This window comes from Yoonia sp., assembly GCF_965660735.1.
In the GTDB taxonomy this organism is placed as follows: domain Bacteria; phylum Pseudomonadota; class Alphaproteobacteria; order Rhodobacterales; family Rhodobacteraceae; genus Yoonia.
Window position 1 is genome coordinate 252,044 of the sequence record NZ_CBFIBD010000001.1, and the last position, 14,158, is coordinate 266,201.

17 protein-coding genes are annotated in these 14,158 nt (G+C 60.7%); 7 read left to right on the forward strand and 10 right to left on the reverse strand.

The features are described 5' to 3' along the window. The 8 genes from ACTG4B_RS01185 to dapB form a co-directional block, all read right to left on the reverse strand. Positions 1–594, reverse strand: coding sequence for a hypothetical protein (locus tag ACTG4B_RS01185; protein ID WP_439153835.1), 594 nt, complete (start codon positions 592–594; stop codon positions 1–3). A gap of 80 nt (positions 595–674) precedes the next feature. Beyond that, positions 675–1,682, reverse strand: a complete 1,008-nt coding sequence (locus ACTG4B_RS01190) for an oligopeptide/dipeptide ABC transporter ATP-binding protein (protein ID WP_439153836.1) — start codon at positions 1,680–1,682, stop codon at positions 675–677. Further along, entirely contained in the window at positions 1,682–2,644 is a 963-nt protein-coding gene (locus tag ACTG4B_RS01195) for an oligopeptide/dipeptide ABC transporter ATP-binding protein (protein ID WP_439153837.1), read from the reverse strand. The genes ACTG4B_RS01190 and ACTG4B_RS01195 overlap by 1 nt, the downstream gene beginning before the upstream one ends. Before the next feature lie 3 nt (positions 2,645–2,647). Then, positions 2,648–3,574: an ABC transporter permease subunit gene (locus ACTG4B_RS01200; RefSeq protein ID WP_439153838.1), complete on the reverse strand. Its 927-nt coding sequence runs from the start codon at positions 3,572–3,574 to the stop codon at positions 2,648–2,650. A 10-nt stretch (positions 3,575–3,584) separates the two neighbouring features. Beyond that, positions 3,585–4,508, reverse strand: coding sequence for an oligopeptide ABC transporter permease OppB (gene oppB, locus ACTG4B_RS01205; protein ID WP_439153839.1), 924 nt, complete (start codon positions 4,506–4,508; stop codon positions 3,585–3,587). A 70-nt stretch (positions 4,509–4,578) separates the two neighbouring features. After that, the gene (locus tag ACTG4B_RS01210) at positions 4,579–6,213 is read right to left on the reverse strand and encodes a peptide ABC transporter substrate-binding protein (protein WP_439153840.1); all 1,635 of its coding nucleotides are present in this window, start codon (positions 6,211–6,213) and stop codon (positions 4,579–4,581) included. 147 nt (positions 6,214–6,360) lie between these two features. Next, entirely contained in the window at positions 6,361–6,723 is a 363-nt protein-coding gene (locus tag ACTG4B_RS01215; protein WP_439153841.1) for a dihydrodipicolinate reductase, read from the reverse strand. Between the two features lie 70 nt (positions 6,724–6,793). Further along, positions 6,794–7,603, reverse strand: coding sequence for a 4-hydroxy-tetrahydrodipicolinate reductase (gene dapB / locus ACTG4B_RS01220; RefSeq protein WP_439153842.1), 810 nt, complete (start codon positions 7,601–7,603; stop codon positions 6,794–6,796). Positions 7,604–7,702: 99 nt separating this feature from the next. Between dapB and rbfA the strand changes: the two genes are divergently transcribed. Together rbfA and ACTG4B_RS01230 are read left to right on the forward strand one after the other, a co-directional pair. Next, positions 7,703–8,098 carry a 30S ribosome-binding factor RbfA gene (rbfA, locus tag ACTG4B_RS01225; RefSeq protein WP_439153843.1) on the forward strand — a complete coding sequence of 132 codons (396 nt, stop codon included), beginning with the start codon at positions 7,703–7,705 and terminating at the stop codon, positions 8,096–8,098. Further along, positions 8,098–8,814, forward strand: coding sequence for a phosphodiester glycosidase family protein (locus tag ACTG4B_RS01230; protein ID WP_439153844.1), 717 nt, complete (start codon positions 8,098–8,100; stop codon positions 8,812–8,814). Before rbfA ends, ACTG4B_RS01230 begins: the two co-directional genes overlap by 1 nt. Before the next feature lie 24 nt (positions 8,815–8,838). Here ACTG4B_RS01230 and ACTG4B_RS01235 read toward each other — a convergent pair whose 3' ends face one another. Further along, positions 8,839–9,240: an NUDIX hydrolase gene (locus ACTG4B_RS01235; protein WP_439153845.1), complete on the reverse strand. Its 402-nt coding sequence runs from the start codon at positions 9,238–9,240 to the stop codon at positions 8,839–8,841. A 108-nt stretch (positions 9,241–9,348) separates the two neighbouring features. Here ACTG4B_RS01235 and ACTG4B_RS01240 point away from each other — a divergent pair, with 108 nt between their 5' ends. The 4 genes from ACTG4B_RS01240 (at position 9,349) to ACTG4B_RS01255 (ending at position 11,643) form a co-directional block, all read left to right on the forward strand. Continuing rightward, positions 9,349–10,260, forward strand: coding sequence for a tetratricopeptide repeat protein (locus tag ACTG4B_RS01240; RefSeq protein WP_439153846.1), 912 nt, complete (start codon positions 9,349–9,351; stop codon positions 10,258–10,260). 27 nt (positions 10,261–10,287) lie between these two features. Continuing rightward, the gene (locus tag ACTG4B_RS01245; RefSeq protein WP_439153847.1) at positions 10,288–10,929 is read left to right on the forward strand and encodes an LON peptidase substrate-binding domain-containing protein; all 642 of its coding nucleotides are present in this window, start codon (positions 10,288–10,290) and stop codon (positions 10,927–10,929) included. Beyond that, positions 10,926–11,105, forward strand: a complete 180-nt coding sequence (locus ACTG4B_RS01250; RefSeq protein ID WP_439153848.1) for a Trm112 family protein — start codon at positions 10,926–10,928, stop codon at positions 11,103–11,105. The genes ACTG4B_RS01245 and ACTG4B_RS01250 overlap by 4 nt, the downstream gene beginning before the upstream one ends. A gap of 85 nt (positions 11,106–11,190) precedes the next feature. Then, complete coding sequence (locus ACTG4B_RS01255; protein ID WP_439153849.1) at positions 11,191–11,643, forward strand: hypothetical protein; 453 nt, start codon at positions 11,191–11,193, stop codon at positions 11,641–11,643. 17 nt (positions 11,644–11,660) lie between these two features. Here ACTG4B_RS01255 and ACTG4B_RS01260 read toward each other — a convergent pair whose 3' ends face one another. Then, positions 11,661–12,908: a UbiH/UbiF/VisC/COQ6 family ubiquinone biosynthesis hydroxylase gene (locus tag ACTG4B_RS01260; protein WP_439153850.1), complete on the reverse strand. Its 1,248-nt coding sequence runs from the start codon at positions 12,906–12,908 to the stop codon at positions 11,661–11,663. Positions 12,909–12,950: 42 nt separating this feature from the next. Between ACTG4B_RS01260 and ACTG4B_RS01265 the strand changes: the two genes are divergently transcribed. Beyond that, a partial coding sequence (locus ACTG4B_RS01265; protein WP_439153851.1) for an amidase occupies positions 12,951–14,158 on the forward strand: 1,208 nt, incomplete at its 3' end.

Consider the following 14,158-nt stretch of genomic DNA (forward strand, 5'->3'; position numbering starts at 1 on the left):
TCAATTTCCCGCCCGTCGCATCATCGCCTCGTGTACGGCCTGCATGCCCCGGTCCACCATGTCGGTGACTTCTGCGGCATGGGTTTGTAGGGCGGCCACGACCGCCGGGTCGTCTGATGTCTGGATCACAACGATGCCCTGAACGGTCATGTCGATTTCGGTCACGATGCTGTCGCGCCGGTCAAACAGGATATCCAGCGTCGGGCTTTGGATGAACACCTGCGGGTCGCGCCCTTCTTCGACGCGGTTGATCATGCCGACCACATGGCTGACCACGGTGTTCATAAGGTCTTCATCCTGTGAAAGGGTGACGGTGCTGATCCCGTTTGGCAGGTTCGTGACCTCGCGGGTGATCTTGGGAAAGTTCTGGAACATCACGGCCAGTTCGGCGGATTCTTCGGGCGTCGCATCGAGACCGCGCAGGCCAGGCATATTCGCCATGTCGTGGCCCATGCCGTTCGCGCCGTGCCCATGCATCTGCGCATAGGCGCCCTGAAGGCCAAAGGTGAACACGCCCGCGGCCAGAACAATCACGCCACCAGCGACAAGCGCGCCGATGCGGCGGCGCGGTTTCTTTGGGGCCAGGTCGGTCATGGTGTGATCCTTGATCTGTGTATTGCCCGAGTGCCTTAGCGCAAGCGCTGCTTGGCGTATAGGGATGCTATCGTCGCACCCTAGCCGTTGACGGCCAGCACATGTTCCGCTTTGTGGAAAGGACAGGCGACCTGGTGACTGCTGCCAAGGTCCTGCAACAGCGGACGCGCGCCGGCACAACTTGCCTGCGCCTTGGGGCAGCGGGTGCGGAAGACGCAGCCCGACGGCGGCGACAGCGGCGAGGGCAATTCGCCTTCCAGAATGGGGCGGGGGCGGGCGCGTTCCAGCACCGGATCGGGGATCGGCACCGATGCAATCAATGCCTGCGTGTAGGGATGTTCAGGCGCTGTTGTCAGCGTGCCGCTGGCGGCGGTTTCCATCACGCGCCCCAGATACAGCACCAGCGTGCGGTCGCTGATATGTTTGACCACGCTCAGGTCATGGGCGATGAAAATCATCGACAGCCCCATGTCGTGCTGCAAATCCATCAGCAGGTTGATCACCTGCGCCTGCACCGACACATCGATCGCCGAAACCGGTTCGTCGCAGATCAGCAGTTTCGGCTTCAGGATCAGCGCGCGGGCGATCCCGATGCGCTGGCACTGGCCGCCGGAAAATTCATGCGGATAGCGGTTGATCAGGTTGGGCAGCAGGCCGACCTTTTCCATCAGGTCGCGGACCCTTGCCTTGACCTGTGCCCGCGGTGTCTTGGGCTCGTGGGTGACCAGTGGTTCGGCGATGATATCACCCACGGTCATACGCGGGTTCAATGCGGCCAGCGGATCCTGAAAGATCATCTGCACGTCGCGCCGGTGCACGCGGCGCTGGCGGGGGTCCATGTTGGCAAGGTCCGCGCCTTCGAACATGATGTTGCCGCCCGACGACGGGATCGTGCCGACGATGGCGCGAGCCAGCGTGGATTTTCCCGATCCGCTTTCGCCGACGATGCCAAGACATTCGCCGGGGGCAAGATCGAACGACACCTGTGATACGGCGTGCAGTTTGCGCGGCGGGGTCCATGGCCATGACCCGGGGCGGCGCACGTCGAATGTGACCGACAGATCGCGAACTGAGAGGATCGGGGACATCATGCGACCTCTGCTATGGGCAGGTGGCAGGCGCGGCGGCGGGTTTTGATCTTTTCAAGCATGGGTTTATCGGTGCGGCAGTTGTCCAGCGCCTGTGCGCAACGGGGCGAGAATGGGCAACCGGCAGGCAGGCGGGACATGTCGGGCGGTTCGCCCGCGATGGTGGCCAGCTTTGCATCATCGCGGTCAAGGCGCGGGACGGCGCGCAACAGGCCGCTGGTATAGGGGTGGCTGGGACTGGCGAACAGATCATCGGTCGGCCCTTCTTCCATGATCTGGCCGCCATACATGACCAGCGTCCGGTCGCAGAACCCTGCCACGACACCAAGGTCATGGGTGATCAGGATCACCGCCGCCCCGAAATCACTGCGGATATCTGACAAGACCTGCATGATCTGCGCCTGCACGGTCACATCCAGCGCCGTGGTCGGTTCATCCGCGATCAGCAGGCGGGGCTGACACAGCAGCGCCATGGCGATCATGATCCGCTGGCGCATGCCGCCGGAAAATTCATGCGGGAACATGGTGATCCGGGCGCGGGCGTCGGGGATGCGCACGGCGTCCAGCATGCGTGCGGATTCCGCGATGGCGGCAGATTTGCCCATGCCCTTGTGCAGCATCAGCACCTCGGCCATCTGGTCGCTGATCCGCAGATAGGGGTTCAGCGATGTCATCGGATCCTGAAAGATCATCGCGATATCCTGACTGCGGATCTTGTTCAGGGCGCGTTGGTTCATCGCCAGAAGGTTCTTGCCGTCAAAACGTGCCTCGCCCGTGGCGCGCCCGTTCTTGGCCAAGAGACCCATCGCGGCAAAAGCGGTCTGCGATTTTCCCGACCCGCTTTCGCCGACAATCGCCAGCGTTTCACCCTTGTCGATGGCAAAGTTCACGCCGTTGACCGCGTTCACATCCCCGTCGCCGGTGGTGAATGTCACATGCAGATTTTCGACTTCCAATAGCATGGTTCAGCTGTCCTTGGGGTCAAGCGCGTCACGCAGCCCATCGCCGACGAAGAAAAAGGCGAAGATTGTGACGACAAAGAAGAAAAGCGGAAAGGCGATCTGCCAGTAATACCCGTATTGCATGGTGCTGGAGCCTTCGTTGATCAGTGCGCCCAGCGAAGTGGCGGGTTCCTGCACGCCAAGGCCCAGAAAGCTGATGAAGCTTTCGAAAATGATCATGTTGGGCACCAGCAGCGTGGCATAGACGATCACGATGCCCAGCAGGTTGGGCACAATGTGGCGCAGGATGATCTTGATCGGGTGAACGCCGGTCGCATGGGCGACCTCGACGAATTCCTTGTTCTTGATGGCCAGTGTCTGGCCGCGTGCGATCCGCGCCATGTCCAGCCATGAAATCAGGCCGATGCCCAGAAAAAGCATGAAAATGGACCGCCCGAAAATCACCAGCATCAGGATCAGCACGAACATGAACGGGATCGACATCAGCACATCGACGATGCGCATCATGATCCCGTCAGTACGCCCGCCGAAATACCCCGCCGTCGCGCCATAAAGCGTGCCGACGACCACCGCGACCAGTGCGCCGACGATTCCCACCATCAGCGAAATGCCGGTGCCCTGCACGGTGCGTGCGAACAGGTCGCGCCCGCTGTTGTCGGTGCCGAAGAAATGGCCCGTTTCGAATGACGGAACGCCCCTGTAGGCATTGCTGCCGATCAGGGTGAAATCGACAAAATCGTTTTCATATTGCGCCAGCAGGCCACCGAACAGGGCAAACCCGCCGACCAGCGCAAGGATGACCAACGACACCACTGCGGCCTTGTTGTGCAAGAACCGCTGGCGCGCATCGGCCCAGAGTGACCGGCCCTTGACCTCGGCCATGTTCATCGCCTCGGCGACGGATTCCACTGTTGCGGGATTGGGTAACATCTTGCGCCCCTTAATACCGGATCTTGGGGTCGATCCATGCATAAAGGATATCGACGACAAGGTTGAACAGGATCGTCAGGGCGCCCACCAGAATGGTGATTCCCATGATGACGGAATAATCGCGGTTGAATGCGGAATTGACGAAAAACTGCCCGATCCCGCCGGTGGAAAAAAACACGTCGATAATGACCGATCCGGTGATCATCCCCACGAACGCCGGTCCCAGATAGGACAGCACCGGCAGCATTGCGGGTTTCATGGCGTGTTTCCAGATGATGCGGCGCATGGGCAGTCCCTTGGCCTGTGCGGTGCGGATGAAATTGGCGTTCAGCACCTCTAGCATCGACGACCGGGTGATCCGCGCGATCGAGGCCATATAGGATGTGGATAGTGCGATGACCGGCATGATCAGGTATTGCCACTGCCCGCCATTCCAGCCGCCGCCCGGCAACCAGCCCAGCCATAGCGTGAAGATCAGCAAAAGGATTGGCGCCATCACGAAATTCGGCAACACCTGTGCGCCGATGGAAATGCCGACAGCCAGATAATCCAGCCATGTATTCTGCCTGATCGCCGCCGCGACACCCAGCGACACACCGACGGTGACGGCCACGACAAAGGACCAGAACCCATAGGTCATTGTGACGGGAAACCCTTGGGCAATCACATCGTTGACGCTGCGGTCCTTATACTGAAACGAAGGGCCGAAATCGAACTGGGTGACCACGCTCCAAACGTAAGTGACGATCTGTTTCCAGAACGGCTGATCCAGCCCGTATTTCGCCTCGATATTTGCCAGAACCGCAGGCGGCAGGGGGCGTTCGGAATTGAATGGGCCGCCGGGGGCAGCATACATCAGGATGAACGACAAGACGACAAGGATCAAAAGCGTCGGGATGGCCACGGCAAGGCGGCGGGCGACAAAGCTGAACATGGGGCAGGATCCATAAATAGGATCACCGCGCCCCGGTATTTTGCAGGGCGCGGTGTGGGGTCAGAATAGGTTATTCAGCCACTTTATACAGGTCGCGCGAATACCAGTTCTGCTCAAAGTTCTCGTAGGGCCAGCCCTTGAGGTCGGATGCGAACATATCCACTGCGGCATAATGATAGATCGGGATGATCGGCGTATCCTGCGCGATGAATTCCTCGACCCGGTCATAAAGCGGCTGCGGGTTGTCGGATGTCTTGGCCTCGGCCAGCAGGGCGTCAACCTCGGGGTTGATGTATTTGCTGTCGTTATAGCCGGATTCCGATTGCATCAGGTCAAGGAATGTCGATGCCTCGTTATAATCTGCACACCAACCGCCGCGCGCAACCTCATAGTCGCCGCTGCCGCGTGCCTCCAGGAATGTCTGCCACTCCTGATTGGCCAGCGTGGTTTCGACACCCAGCGTCTGTTTCCACATCTGGCTGACAGCCAGTGCGACGGACTTGTGTGATTCATCGGTGTTATAGACCAGATCAATGGACAGCGGATTGTCGGACCCATAGCCCGCCTGCGTCAGCAATTCCTGTGCCATTTCGTTGCGTTCGTCCTGCGTCATCGACGCCATGGGGATATCGGGTGTTTCAAAGCCCGCAGTGGCCCAATGGGTAAAGGTGTAAGCTGGCTTTTGCCCGCCCGCCAGCACCGCGCCGGTGATGATGTCGCGGTCAATCGCAAGGCTAAGCGCCTTGCGCACGTTGGGGTCTTGAATGTGGTCGGGTGCGTTATCTCGCAGGTTGAACATATAATAATACGAACAGGCTTGTGGCACGGAAACCGCCTGATCGGGGTATTGTTCGGACAGGCGCGGGAACTGGCCTGCGGGCACATCGGTGCGATCCAGCTCGCCCGCCAGATAGCGTGTCAGCGCCACGTTTTCATCGGCAACCACCAGCTTGACGACCTTATCAAGGATCGTTGCGTCGTTGTTCCAATACATCGGGTTGCGTTCGCGGACCAGCCGTTCCTGGGGCACGAATTCGGTCAGCACATAGGCCCCGTTCGACACCATGTTTTCAGGCAGAACCCAGTCGCTGCCATGTGCCTCGACCGTGGCCTGATGCACGGGGAAGGTCGTGCCATGCGTCACCATCTGCGCGAAATAGGGCAGGGGCTGGGACAGCCGCACCTGCAGCGTGGTATCGTCGATGGCGGTGACGCCCAGTTCGGACGGGGCCATGTCACCCGCGATCACGGTGGATGCGTTTTCGATCGACATCAGCTCGATATACCAGCTGTAGGGCGATGCCAGTTCGGGCGATGCGGCGCGGCGCCACGCATAGACGAAATCGCCTGCGGTCACAGGGTCGCCGTTGGACCATTTGGCGTTGTCGCGCAGGGTAAAGGTATACACAAGTTTGTCATCGCTGACGGTGTAGCCTGTCGCCACGCCGGGAATCAGGTTGCCGGCGGCATCCTGGTTCATCAGACCCTCGAACAGGTCGCGGACAACGTCGGAACCGTCAACATCCTCGACAAGACCGGGATCATAAGACGGGCTTTCGTCACCCACGCGATAGGTGAATGTCTGGTCAGAGGCGAGGGTTTCGCCCGTGACAGGGTGCGTTGCATGCGCATCGGCATTGGCCGCGCCGGTGGCGGCGATCAGGATCGCGGCGCTGGTGGCCATCAGTCTGGTTTTCAATGTCATGATAATCTCCCCTTTAGGATGCGCCGTTGGCCGGCGCAAATTGGATTTATGTCACGCGTATTCACGCGGATGCACCACCCTTTGACGGGAAAGTCGAAATGGCAAGGTTAATTGCGGATTTACCCCGCGGCAGATCCGGTCGCCCCCTTACCGTAAGCGGAAAGCTGCGGAATCGCCCGCGCCGCGATCCACGGTAAAGCGAATCCTGCCGTCGCTGCGGACCTCGACCAGTTGGCAGTTATACCCCAGCGGATCACCGCCCCAGGTCAGATCACGGCAGAAATACCCGTCCTGCCAGTCCCAACTGCCGGTAATGTCCCAGCCAATGGCGCTGCCTTGGATCTCGCCGTTTCCCAGCACATTCAGGGTTATCGGATAAAAGCCGTGCCGCAGTTGGCGGCCATCGATCAAGGACAGGAACGTGTCTTTGTCCATCACCGAGACATAGCTTTCGGCGAAAGCCGGGGCAGGCGCAAAGGCAAGAAGCAGTGCAATAAGATGACGTTTCATCAGACACCTCGGGATTTGATAAGTTTGCCCTTTCTACGCAATACCCGACCTGCTGGTTCACTTTGACGCACTATAGCCCTAAAACATCGACCATATCGTATTCGCCTGGGCGTTTGTCCTGCCCCCACAGGGCCGCACGCAGCGCGCCGCGCACGAAAATCGACCTGTCGGTCGCGATATGGCGCAGCACGATCCGTTCACCGGCGGCGGCGAACAGCACGTCATGTTCACCAACAATATCCCCGCCGCGAATGGCGCAGAAGCCGATATCGCCGCGCCGCCGCGCACCTGTCATGCCGTCGCGCCCGCTGTCGCGCACATCATCCAGCGACACGCCGCGCCCTGCGGCGGCGGCCTCGCCCAGCATCAGGGCGGTGCCGGATGGGGCATCGACCTTTTGGTTATGGTGCGCCTCGATCACCTCGATGTCGAAATCTGCGTCCAGTGCGGCGGCGACCTGTTGGGTCAGTTTTACCAGCAGGTTCACCCCCAGTGACATGTTCCCCGCACGCACGATCACTGCGTGACGCGCGGCGGCGTTGATCGCGCGCAAATCTTCGTCCGACAGCCCGGTGGTGCCGATCACATGCACGGCGCGGGCCTGCGCGGCCAGCTCGGCAAACTGCACGGTCGCGGCGGGCGCGGTAAAGTCTATGACTGCCTGTGCCCTGGCAAACGCCTCTAGCGCGTCATCGGTCACGGCCACACCCACGGGCTGGCCGCCCATGGCGGTGCCGATGTCTTGCCCGATCCAGTCGTGCCCATTGCGTTCCAACACGCCGACCAGATGGCATTTGTCCGATGCCAGCACGGCCTTTATCAGCGATTGACCCATTCGGCCCGATCCGCCTGTGATCACGATACCCGGTGTGTCGTTCATGGTGCATGCCCCCGATTGTTCGCCCCTGTCTTAGCGGCGGATTGCCCGTAGCGCAAAGCCTTGCTTGGCATCTGTCCGCACAGCGATTACATGCATGTCATGGCAAAGAACACGAACCGAGATGGCAAGGCCCCAACGCAGCGGATGCTGCGGGTGGGCGAACAATTCCGCCGCATCCTGTCAGAGGTGCTGCAACGTGGCGACGTGCACGATGATGAACTGGCGCGCATGTCGATCACAGTGGGCGAGGTGCGGATGACACCGGACCTGCGCATTGCGACAGCATTCGTGCTGCCCCTTGGCGGACAGGGCAAGGAAGAGGCGCTGGCGGCGCTGCGCCGTAACCGGTATGAAATCCGGCATCTGGTGGTCAAGGGCGGCACGATGAAATTCGCACCCGAACTGCGGTTCGAGATTGATGGCACCTTTGACCAGATGGACGCCACCCGCGCCCTGCTGGAGGAAGATCACGTGCGGCAGGATCTGGACGACTGATGCGCTGGGTCGTATTGGCCCTGATGTGGTTTGCAACGCCCGCAGCGGCGGTGACCTGCGCGGATATCACCTATCAGGGCAACAGTTATACCGCCTGCACCGTCGATCCCGCCCGAGAGGATGTGCGCCTGTTTCACAGCGACGAAAGCGGCAGCGTGCTGGGTAGTTTCAGTGCCGTTGACGACGGGCTGGCAGGCCAGCGGCTGGCCTTTGGCATGAATGCGGGCATGTATCACCCTGACCGCGCGCCGGTCGGGTATTATCTGGAAAACGGTGTGCAGACGATGCGCGTCGTTCCCAATGCAGGCCCCGGAAATTTCGGCCTGTTGCCCAACGGGGTGTTTTGCATCACGGACAAGACCGCACAGGTCTATGAAACCCTGCGCTTTGTCGCCGCCAAACCCGTCTGCCGTGATGCAACGCAATCCGGTCCGATGCTGGTGATTGACGGGGCGCTGCACCCACGGTTCCTGCCGGACAGCACATCGCGCTTTATCCGCAACGGGGTCGGCACCACGGCGGATGGCACGCGCGCTGTATTTGTCATTTCCAACACGTCGGTGACATTTCACGAATTTGGGGCGCTGTTCCGGGATTTTCTGAAACTGCCGAATGCACTGTATTTCGACGGCAAGGTGTCGCGGTTGTATGCGCCCGCGCTGGGGCGGTCGGATTTCGGTTTTCAGCTGGGCCCGATTGTCGGTGTGGTCGAATAGTCCGGCTGGGGGTGACCCCCAACTTTACGCTTTTGCCAGGTCCAGAACCATCAGGACATTGGGGCTGACATTCAGTGCCGCAACGTCGTCCAGCGGCACCCAGGCCGCATCGCTGACATCGTCATTTGCCAACGGCTTGCCGTGTTCATAGCGGCACAGGACCGCCGCCAGCAGGAAATGGAATTGCAATGCGCCTGTGTTGTCATGAACGATGACGTCAACATTTGTCAGATAACGCAGCGGTGTCGCGACCACGGATGTTTCCTCGGCCAGTTCACGCACTGCGGCGGCAAGGGCCGTTTCCCCGGGGTCCACATGACCGCCGGGAAAGCCCCATAAACCGGCATTGGGTTCATTCTTGCGGCGCGCCAGCAGCACCCGCTTTTCGTGAATGACAACCGCGATGGCGGCAAGTTTTGGTTGCATGGGTTTCGTCCCTGGTCCTTTTGCATCAATCGAAAGCGGCTTTGCCCCTTGGCCTTGGGCCCGCTTATGCACATATAGGGGCCAACACGCCATCAAGGAGAACAGACCATGCTGGAACTTAACGCGACCCCCGACACAGACAGTGACCTGATCAAGGACGGCACCGACGCTAGCTTTGGCGCGGACGTGATCGAAGCCTCGCAAACCGTTCCGGTCATCGTGGATTTCTGGGCGAAATGGTGCGGCCCGTGCAAAACGCTTGGCCCCGCGATCGAGGCGGCGGTGCAAAAGGCAAAGGGCCGGGTCAAGTTGATCAAGATCGATGTGGACGCCAATCAGGTTTACGCAGGCCAGTTGCAGGTGCAGTCGATCCCGACGGTCTATGCCTTTCACAAGGGGCAGCCGGTCGACGGATTTCAGGGTGCGTTGCCGCCATCGCAGGTCGATGCCTTTGTCGAGAAAATCGCAGCCCTTGCAGGTGAACCCGAGGATGACGGGCTGACAGCCGCAATCGAGGCCGCCAACCAGATGCTGGATGAAGGCGCCGCTGCGGATGCCGCTGAAACATTCGCTGCGATCCTACAGGAAGACCCTGCAAATGCTGCGGCCTATGCCGGTCTGGTCCGGTCCTATCTGGCGCTGGACGAAGTGGACGAGGCAGAGGCGATCCTGAACGGTGCCCCCGCCGAGATTTCCAAGGATCCGCTGCTAGAGGCGGTCCATGCGCAGATCACCCTTGCCCGCGAGGCGGCGCAGGCCGGCCCGGTGGCGGAGTTGCAGGCCAAGGTGGATGCCGAACCCGCCGACCTTCAGGCCCGGTTCGATCTGGCAAAGGCGCTGTATGCCAATGGCAAGGTTCAAGATGCCGTGGATGAATTGCTGGAGCTGTTCCGGCGTGACCGCGAATGGAATGACGGTGCCGCCAAGGCACAGCTTTTCACCATATTCGAGGCGCGGGATGCCAAGGACCCGATCGTGCTGAACGGGCGGCGCAAACTGTCGTCGATGATATTTGCCTGACGCCTGCGACGGGCTAGATCGATGGTCATGATATCATCAACTGATCTGCCAGACATCATTCCGGTGTTTCCCCTGCCGGGCGCGCTGCTTTTGCCGCGTTCGCGCTTGCCACTGCATTTGTTCGAGCCGCGCTATCTGGCGATGCTGGATGATGTTTTGAAAACGTCCAACCGATTGATCGGGATGGTCCAGCCTTATGATGCGCCGGGGGCATCCGGCAAGCTTCACAGCATTGGCTGCGCAGGTAAGCTGACCGCCTTCTCCGAGACCGAAGACGGGCGCTATATGATTACCCTGTCCGGGGCGTCGCGGTTCCGCATCGTGGAAGAGGTTGAAGGGTTCACGCCCTATCGCCGCTGCAAGGTTAATTGGCAGGGCTTTGAACGCGACTTGGGCGTGACAGAAAAGGATCCGGCGTTCAACCGTGAAAGATTCATGAAGCTGCTGGACCGGTTCCTGAACGATCAGGGGCTATCGACCGACTGGGACAGTCTGGGCGAGGCCGAAGATGAATTGCTGATCAATTCGCTATCGATGCTGTGCCCCTTTGCCCCCGAGGACAAACAGGCCCTGCTAGAGGCACCATCGCTTGAAACCCGCCGCGAAACCTTGCAAACGCTAATCGAATTTGCCCTGCGTGGCGGATCAGGCGACGAGATGATGCAATGACCGACCCAAAGTTCGACCCCAAGATGCTGGAAGCACTGATTTGCCCGCTGACCCATGCGACCCTGCGCTATGATGCGGAAAGGCAGGAACTGGTGTCAAAACCGGCGCATCTTGCCTTTCCGATCCGTGATGGGATCCCGGTGATGCTTGTCGATGAGGCGCGCAAGATCGATTAGTGATCGCTTGCCCGGCGATACTGCTGTCACAATTCTGCCAAAACCACGTTCTATCAAACGGGTCTGAGGATGAAGGAGGATTGCAGTGCAGGAGGCAAGCCAGCAACACGCGGCGAAATTCGGGCTGACCGGTTTTCTTCTTGGTATCGCAAGCCTTGTCGTGATCCTTATCCAGCTATCCGCGCTTTTCGAACCCGCAGAGAAAAGTGCCGGCACCGCCATAGGTGAGATTGCCGCCGAGATCCGGCTATCTGCCAGCCGTGCATTATCGGGTGAACCGGCGCCGGCACCTGCACCGGCACCCCCGGATTACAGCCGTTTCATTACAATCGGGGCGCTTTGCGTCGCGGGCGGTGCGGTTGTTCTTGGCGGCATAGGTCTTTACCGCAACGAGCCGCACAGGCTGTCGTATCTGGCAGTGGGCGTCGGCACATCTGCATTGGTCATGCAGTATGTATTCTGGCTGGCGGTTCTGATTTGTGGGGTGGCGCTGCTCATCAGTATTATAGCCAATATTGACGGTATTCTGGGTGGTTAGGGGGAACGGCGTTGCACCTATCCACGCATCAACCGCGGCAAATCCCCTGTCAGGCCTGCCGCTTCGCGAATGAACCCGCGCCGCAGGCCAGGGGCCGCATTGACCAGCCCCATCCCGATATCCCGCGCCGCGCGCAGCAGCGGGTTGTCGTTGGAAAACAGCCGGTTGAACGTATCCGTCGCAATCGCAAGGGTCGCTGTGTCAAACCGCCGCCACTGTTGATAGCGTTCCAGCAACAGCGGGTTGCCGATGTCCTCGCCGCGGCTGCGCGCCTCTGTCAGAACATCGGCCAATGCCGCCACATCGCGCAGGCCCGCGTTCAATCCTTGCCCCGCGATCGGATGCACACCATGGGCGGCATCACCCACCAGTGCCACGCGATCCGCGATCAGGCTGTTGGCCAGCGTAAGCCCCAGCGGATAGGCAAACCGCGCCCCCGTCAGCGAAATCTGCCCCAGAAAGCTGCCAAAGGCGGGGCGCAATGCATCAAGAAAGGCATCATCGTCCAGCGCCATCAAGGATTTGGCGCGGTTTTCTTCCTCGCTCCAGACAATTGAACTGCGGTTGCCGGTCAGCGGCAGAATGGCCAGCGGTCCACCGGGCATGAAGAATTGGTGCGCGATCCCGTTATGCGGTCTTTCATGGGTCACGGCGCAGACGACTGCCGTCTGCCCATAGCCCCAGCCGGTGCGTTTGATCCCCGCGCGGCTGGCCGTGCCGCTTTGGCGTCCGTCCGATCCGACCAGCAGTGCGCCGGTCACGGATTTTCCCGATGCAAGTGACACGGTGACATGCCCTGCGGATGCATCCTGTGCGACGACTGTGTCACCGGCCAAATGCGTGATCCTGTCGTCGGCTGCCATGGCATCCAGAAACGCCCGGCGCAGGTGCCGATCCTCGACCAGATAGCCCATCGGGCCTTCTTCGATCTCGGCGTGGTCGAAATGCATCATCCAGGGGCTGGGGCCTTCACCGGCGCGGCCATCCGTGACCTTGATTTCCAGCATCGGCTGGGCGTTTTCGGCTACGACATCCCATATGCCGATCCCGCGCAACAGCCGCGTTGACGCCAGCGCCAGCGCATAGGACCGCCCGTCAAAATCAGGTCTTTTGCGCCGGTCAACCGGCAGGCTGTCGATGATGGTGACGGCAAAGCCCGCCTGTGCAGCGGCCAATGCAAGGGCCGGACCGTTCAGGCCGCCACCCACGATGATGATATCAGTATCCATACCTCGCAATATGCGCGTCGTTGCGGGATTGTCCATGCGCTGCTTGGCCGCTACCGTCCCCCAACAAAGGAGAATGCGATGCAAGAGTGGCGATGGATGACGGCGGCGGATCTGGGGCGTGGGATTGGCGCGGGCACGATTGACCCCGTGGCGCTGGCAGATGTGTTTCTGGCGGCCATCGACGCGCATGAATGCCGTGACCGGATCTATGCCCGCGTGACCCATGACCGCGCGCGGGGCGAAGCCGCGGCAGCAGCCGAGCGCGCCAGTTCGGGGATGCGGCGCGGGCCGCTGGACGGCGTGCCGGTGTCGTGGAAGGATCTGTTTGATACTGCCGGTGTGGGCACCGAGGCAGGCACTGCCCTGATGGCGGGCCGCGTGCCTGACCGTGATGCCGCCGTGCTGCAAACGGCGACCGCCGCAGGGCTGGTGTGTCTGGGCAAGACGCATATGTCGGAAATCGCATTTTCGGGTTTGGGTTTGAACCCGATCACGGCGACGGCACCTTGCGTGCATGATGCAGACGCGGTGGCGGGCGGGTCGTCGTCGGGGGCGGCGGCGTCGGTCGCCTTTGGGTTGGCGGCTGCGGGTATCGGGACCGATACAGGCGGGTCGGTGCGTATTCCCAGCGCCTGGAATGATCTGGTGGGGCTGAAAACCACGCACGGGCGGTTGCCGCTAGAGGGGGTTGTACCGCTTTGCCAGACTTTTGACAGCGTCGGCCCGCTGTGCCGCACGGTCGAGGATGCGACCCTGTTTCTGGCCCTTCTGGAAGGTGGCAAACCTGCTGATCTTGCGGGCAACACGCTGAAGGGTGTGCGCCTGATGGTCCTTGATACCATTGTCCCGGAAGATGTGCGCGATGCGCCCCGTGATGCCTTTGCCCGTGCCGTGGAACGGCTGCAAGGCGCCGGTGCCGCGATCGAACACCGTTACTTTTCCCAACTTTTCGATGCGTTCCGCGTGGCGGGTGATCTTTATGCCGCCGACAGCTATGGCTGGTGGCGTGATCTGGTCGAGGCGCACCCCGAAAAGATGTTTCCGCAAATCCTTGAACGGGTGCGCGGCGGCAAATCGGTCAGCGGACCGGATTACGTGGCAGGGTGGAACCTGCTGCGCGACATCCGGCGGCAATATGCGGCAGAGACGGCGCAGTTTGATGCCGTGATCATGCCGACCGCGCCGATCATGCCACCCAATGCACAGCGGCTGCTGGATGATGACGCCTATTACAAATCCGAAAACCTTCTGGCCTTGCGGAACACGCGCGTGGCGAACCTGCTTGA

What these genes read in the sequence shown, in the direction of transcription:
- ACTG4B_RS01185 (WP_439153835.1), bottom strand. Translation starts at nt 594, where the DNA reads ATGACCGACCTGGCCCCAAAGAAACCGCGCCGCCGCATCGGCGCGCTT.
- ACTG4B_RS01190 (WP_439153836.1), bottom strand. Translation starts at nt 1,682, where the DNA reads ATGTCCCCGATCCTCTCAGTTCGCGATCTGTCGGTCACATTCGACGTG.
- ACTG4B_RS01195 (WP_439153837.1), bottom strand. Translation starts at nt 2,644, where the DNA reads ATGCTATTGGAAGTCGAAAATCTGCATGTGACATTCACCACCGGCGAC.
- ACTG4B_RS01200 (WP_439153838.1), bottom strand. Translation starts at nt 3,574, where the DNA reads ATGTTACCCAATCCCGCAACAGTGGAATCCGTCGCCGAGGCGATGAAC.
- oppB (WP_439153839.1), bottom strand. Translation starts at nt 4,508, where the DNA reads ATGTTCAGCTTTGTCGCCCGCCGCCTTGCCGTGGCCATCCCGACGCTT.
- ACTG4B_RS01210 (WP_439153840.1), bottom strand. Translation starts at nt 6,213, where the DNA reads ATGACATTGAAAACCAGACTGATGGCCACCAGCGCCGCGATCCTGATC.
- ACTG4B_RS01215 (WP_439153841.1), bottom strand. Translation starts at nt 6,723, where the DNA reads ATGAAACGTCATCTTATTGCACTGCTTCTTGCCTTTGCGCCTGCCCCG.
- dapB (WP_439153842.1), bottom strand. Translation starts at nt 7,603, where the DNA reads ATGAACGACACACCGGGTATCGTGATCACAGGCGGATCGGGCCGAATG.
- rbfA (WP_439153843.1), top strand. Translation starts at nt 7,703, where the DNA reads ATGGCAAAGAACACGAACCGAGATGGCAAGGCCCCAACGCAGCGGATG.
- ACTG4B_RS01230 (WP_439153844.1), top strand. Translation starts at nt 8,098, where the DNA reads ATGCGCTGGGTCGTATTGGCCCTGATGTGGTTTGCAACGCCCGCAGCG.
- ACTG4B_RS01235 (WP_439153845.1), bottom strand. Translation starts at nt 9,240, where the DNA reads ATGCAACCAAAACTTGCCGCCATCGCGGTTGTCATTCACGAAAAGCGG.
- ACTG4B_RS01240 (WP_439153846.1), top strand. Translation starts at nt 9,349, where the DNA reads ATGCTGGAACTTAACGCGACCCCCGACACAGACAGTGACCTGATCAAG.
- ACTG4B_RS01245 (WP_439153847.1), top strand. Translation starts at nt 10,288, where the DNA reads ATGATATCATCAACTGATCTGCCAGACATCATTCCGGTGTTTCCCCTG.
- ACTG4B_RS01250 (WP_439153848.1), top strand. Translation starts at nt 10,926, where the DNA reads ATGACCGACCCAAAGTTCGACCCCAAGATGCTGGAAGCACTGATTTGC.
- ACTG4B_RS01260 (WP_439153850.1), bottom strand. Translation starts at nt 12,908, where the DNA reads ATGGACAATCCCGCAACGACGCGCATATTGCGAGGTATGGATACTGAT.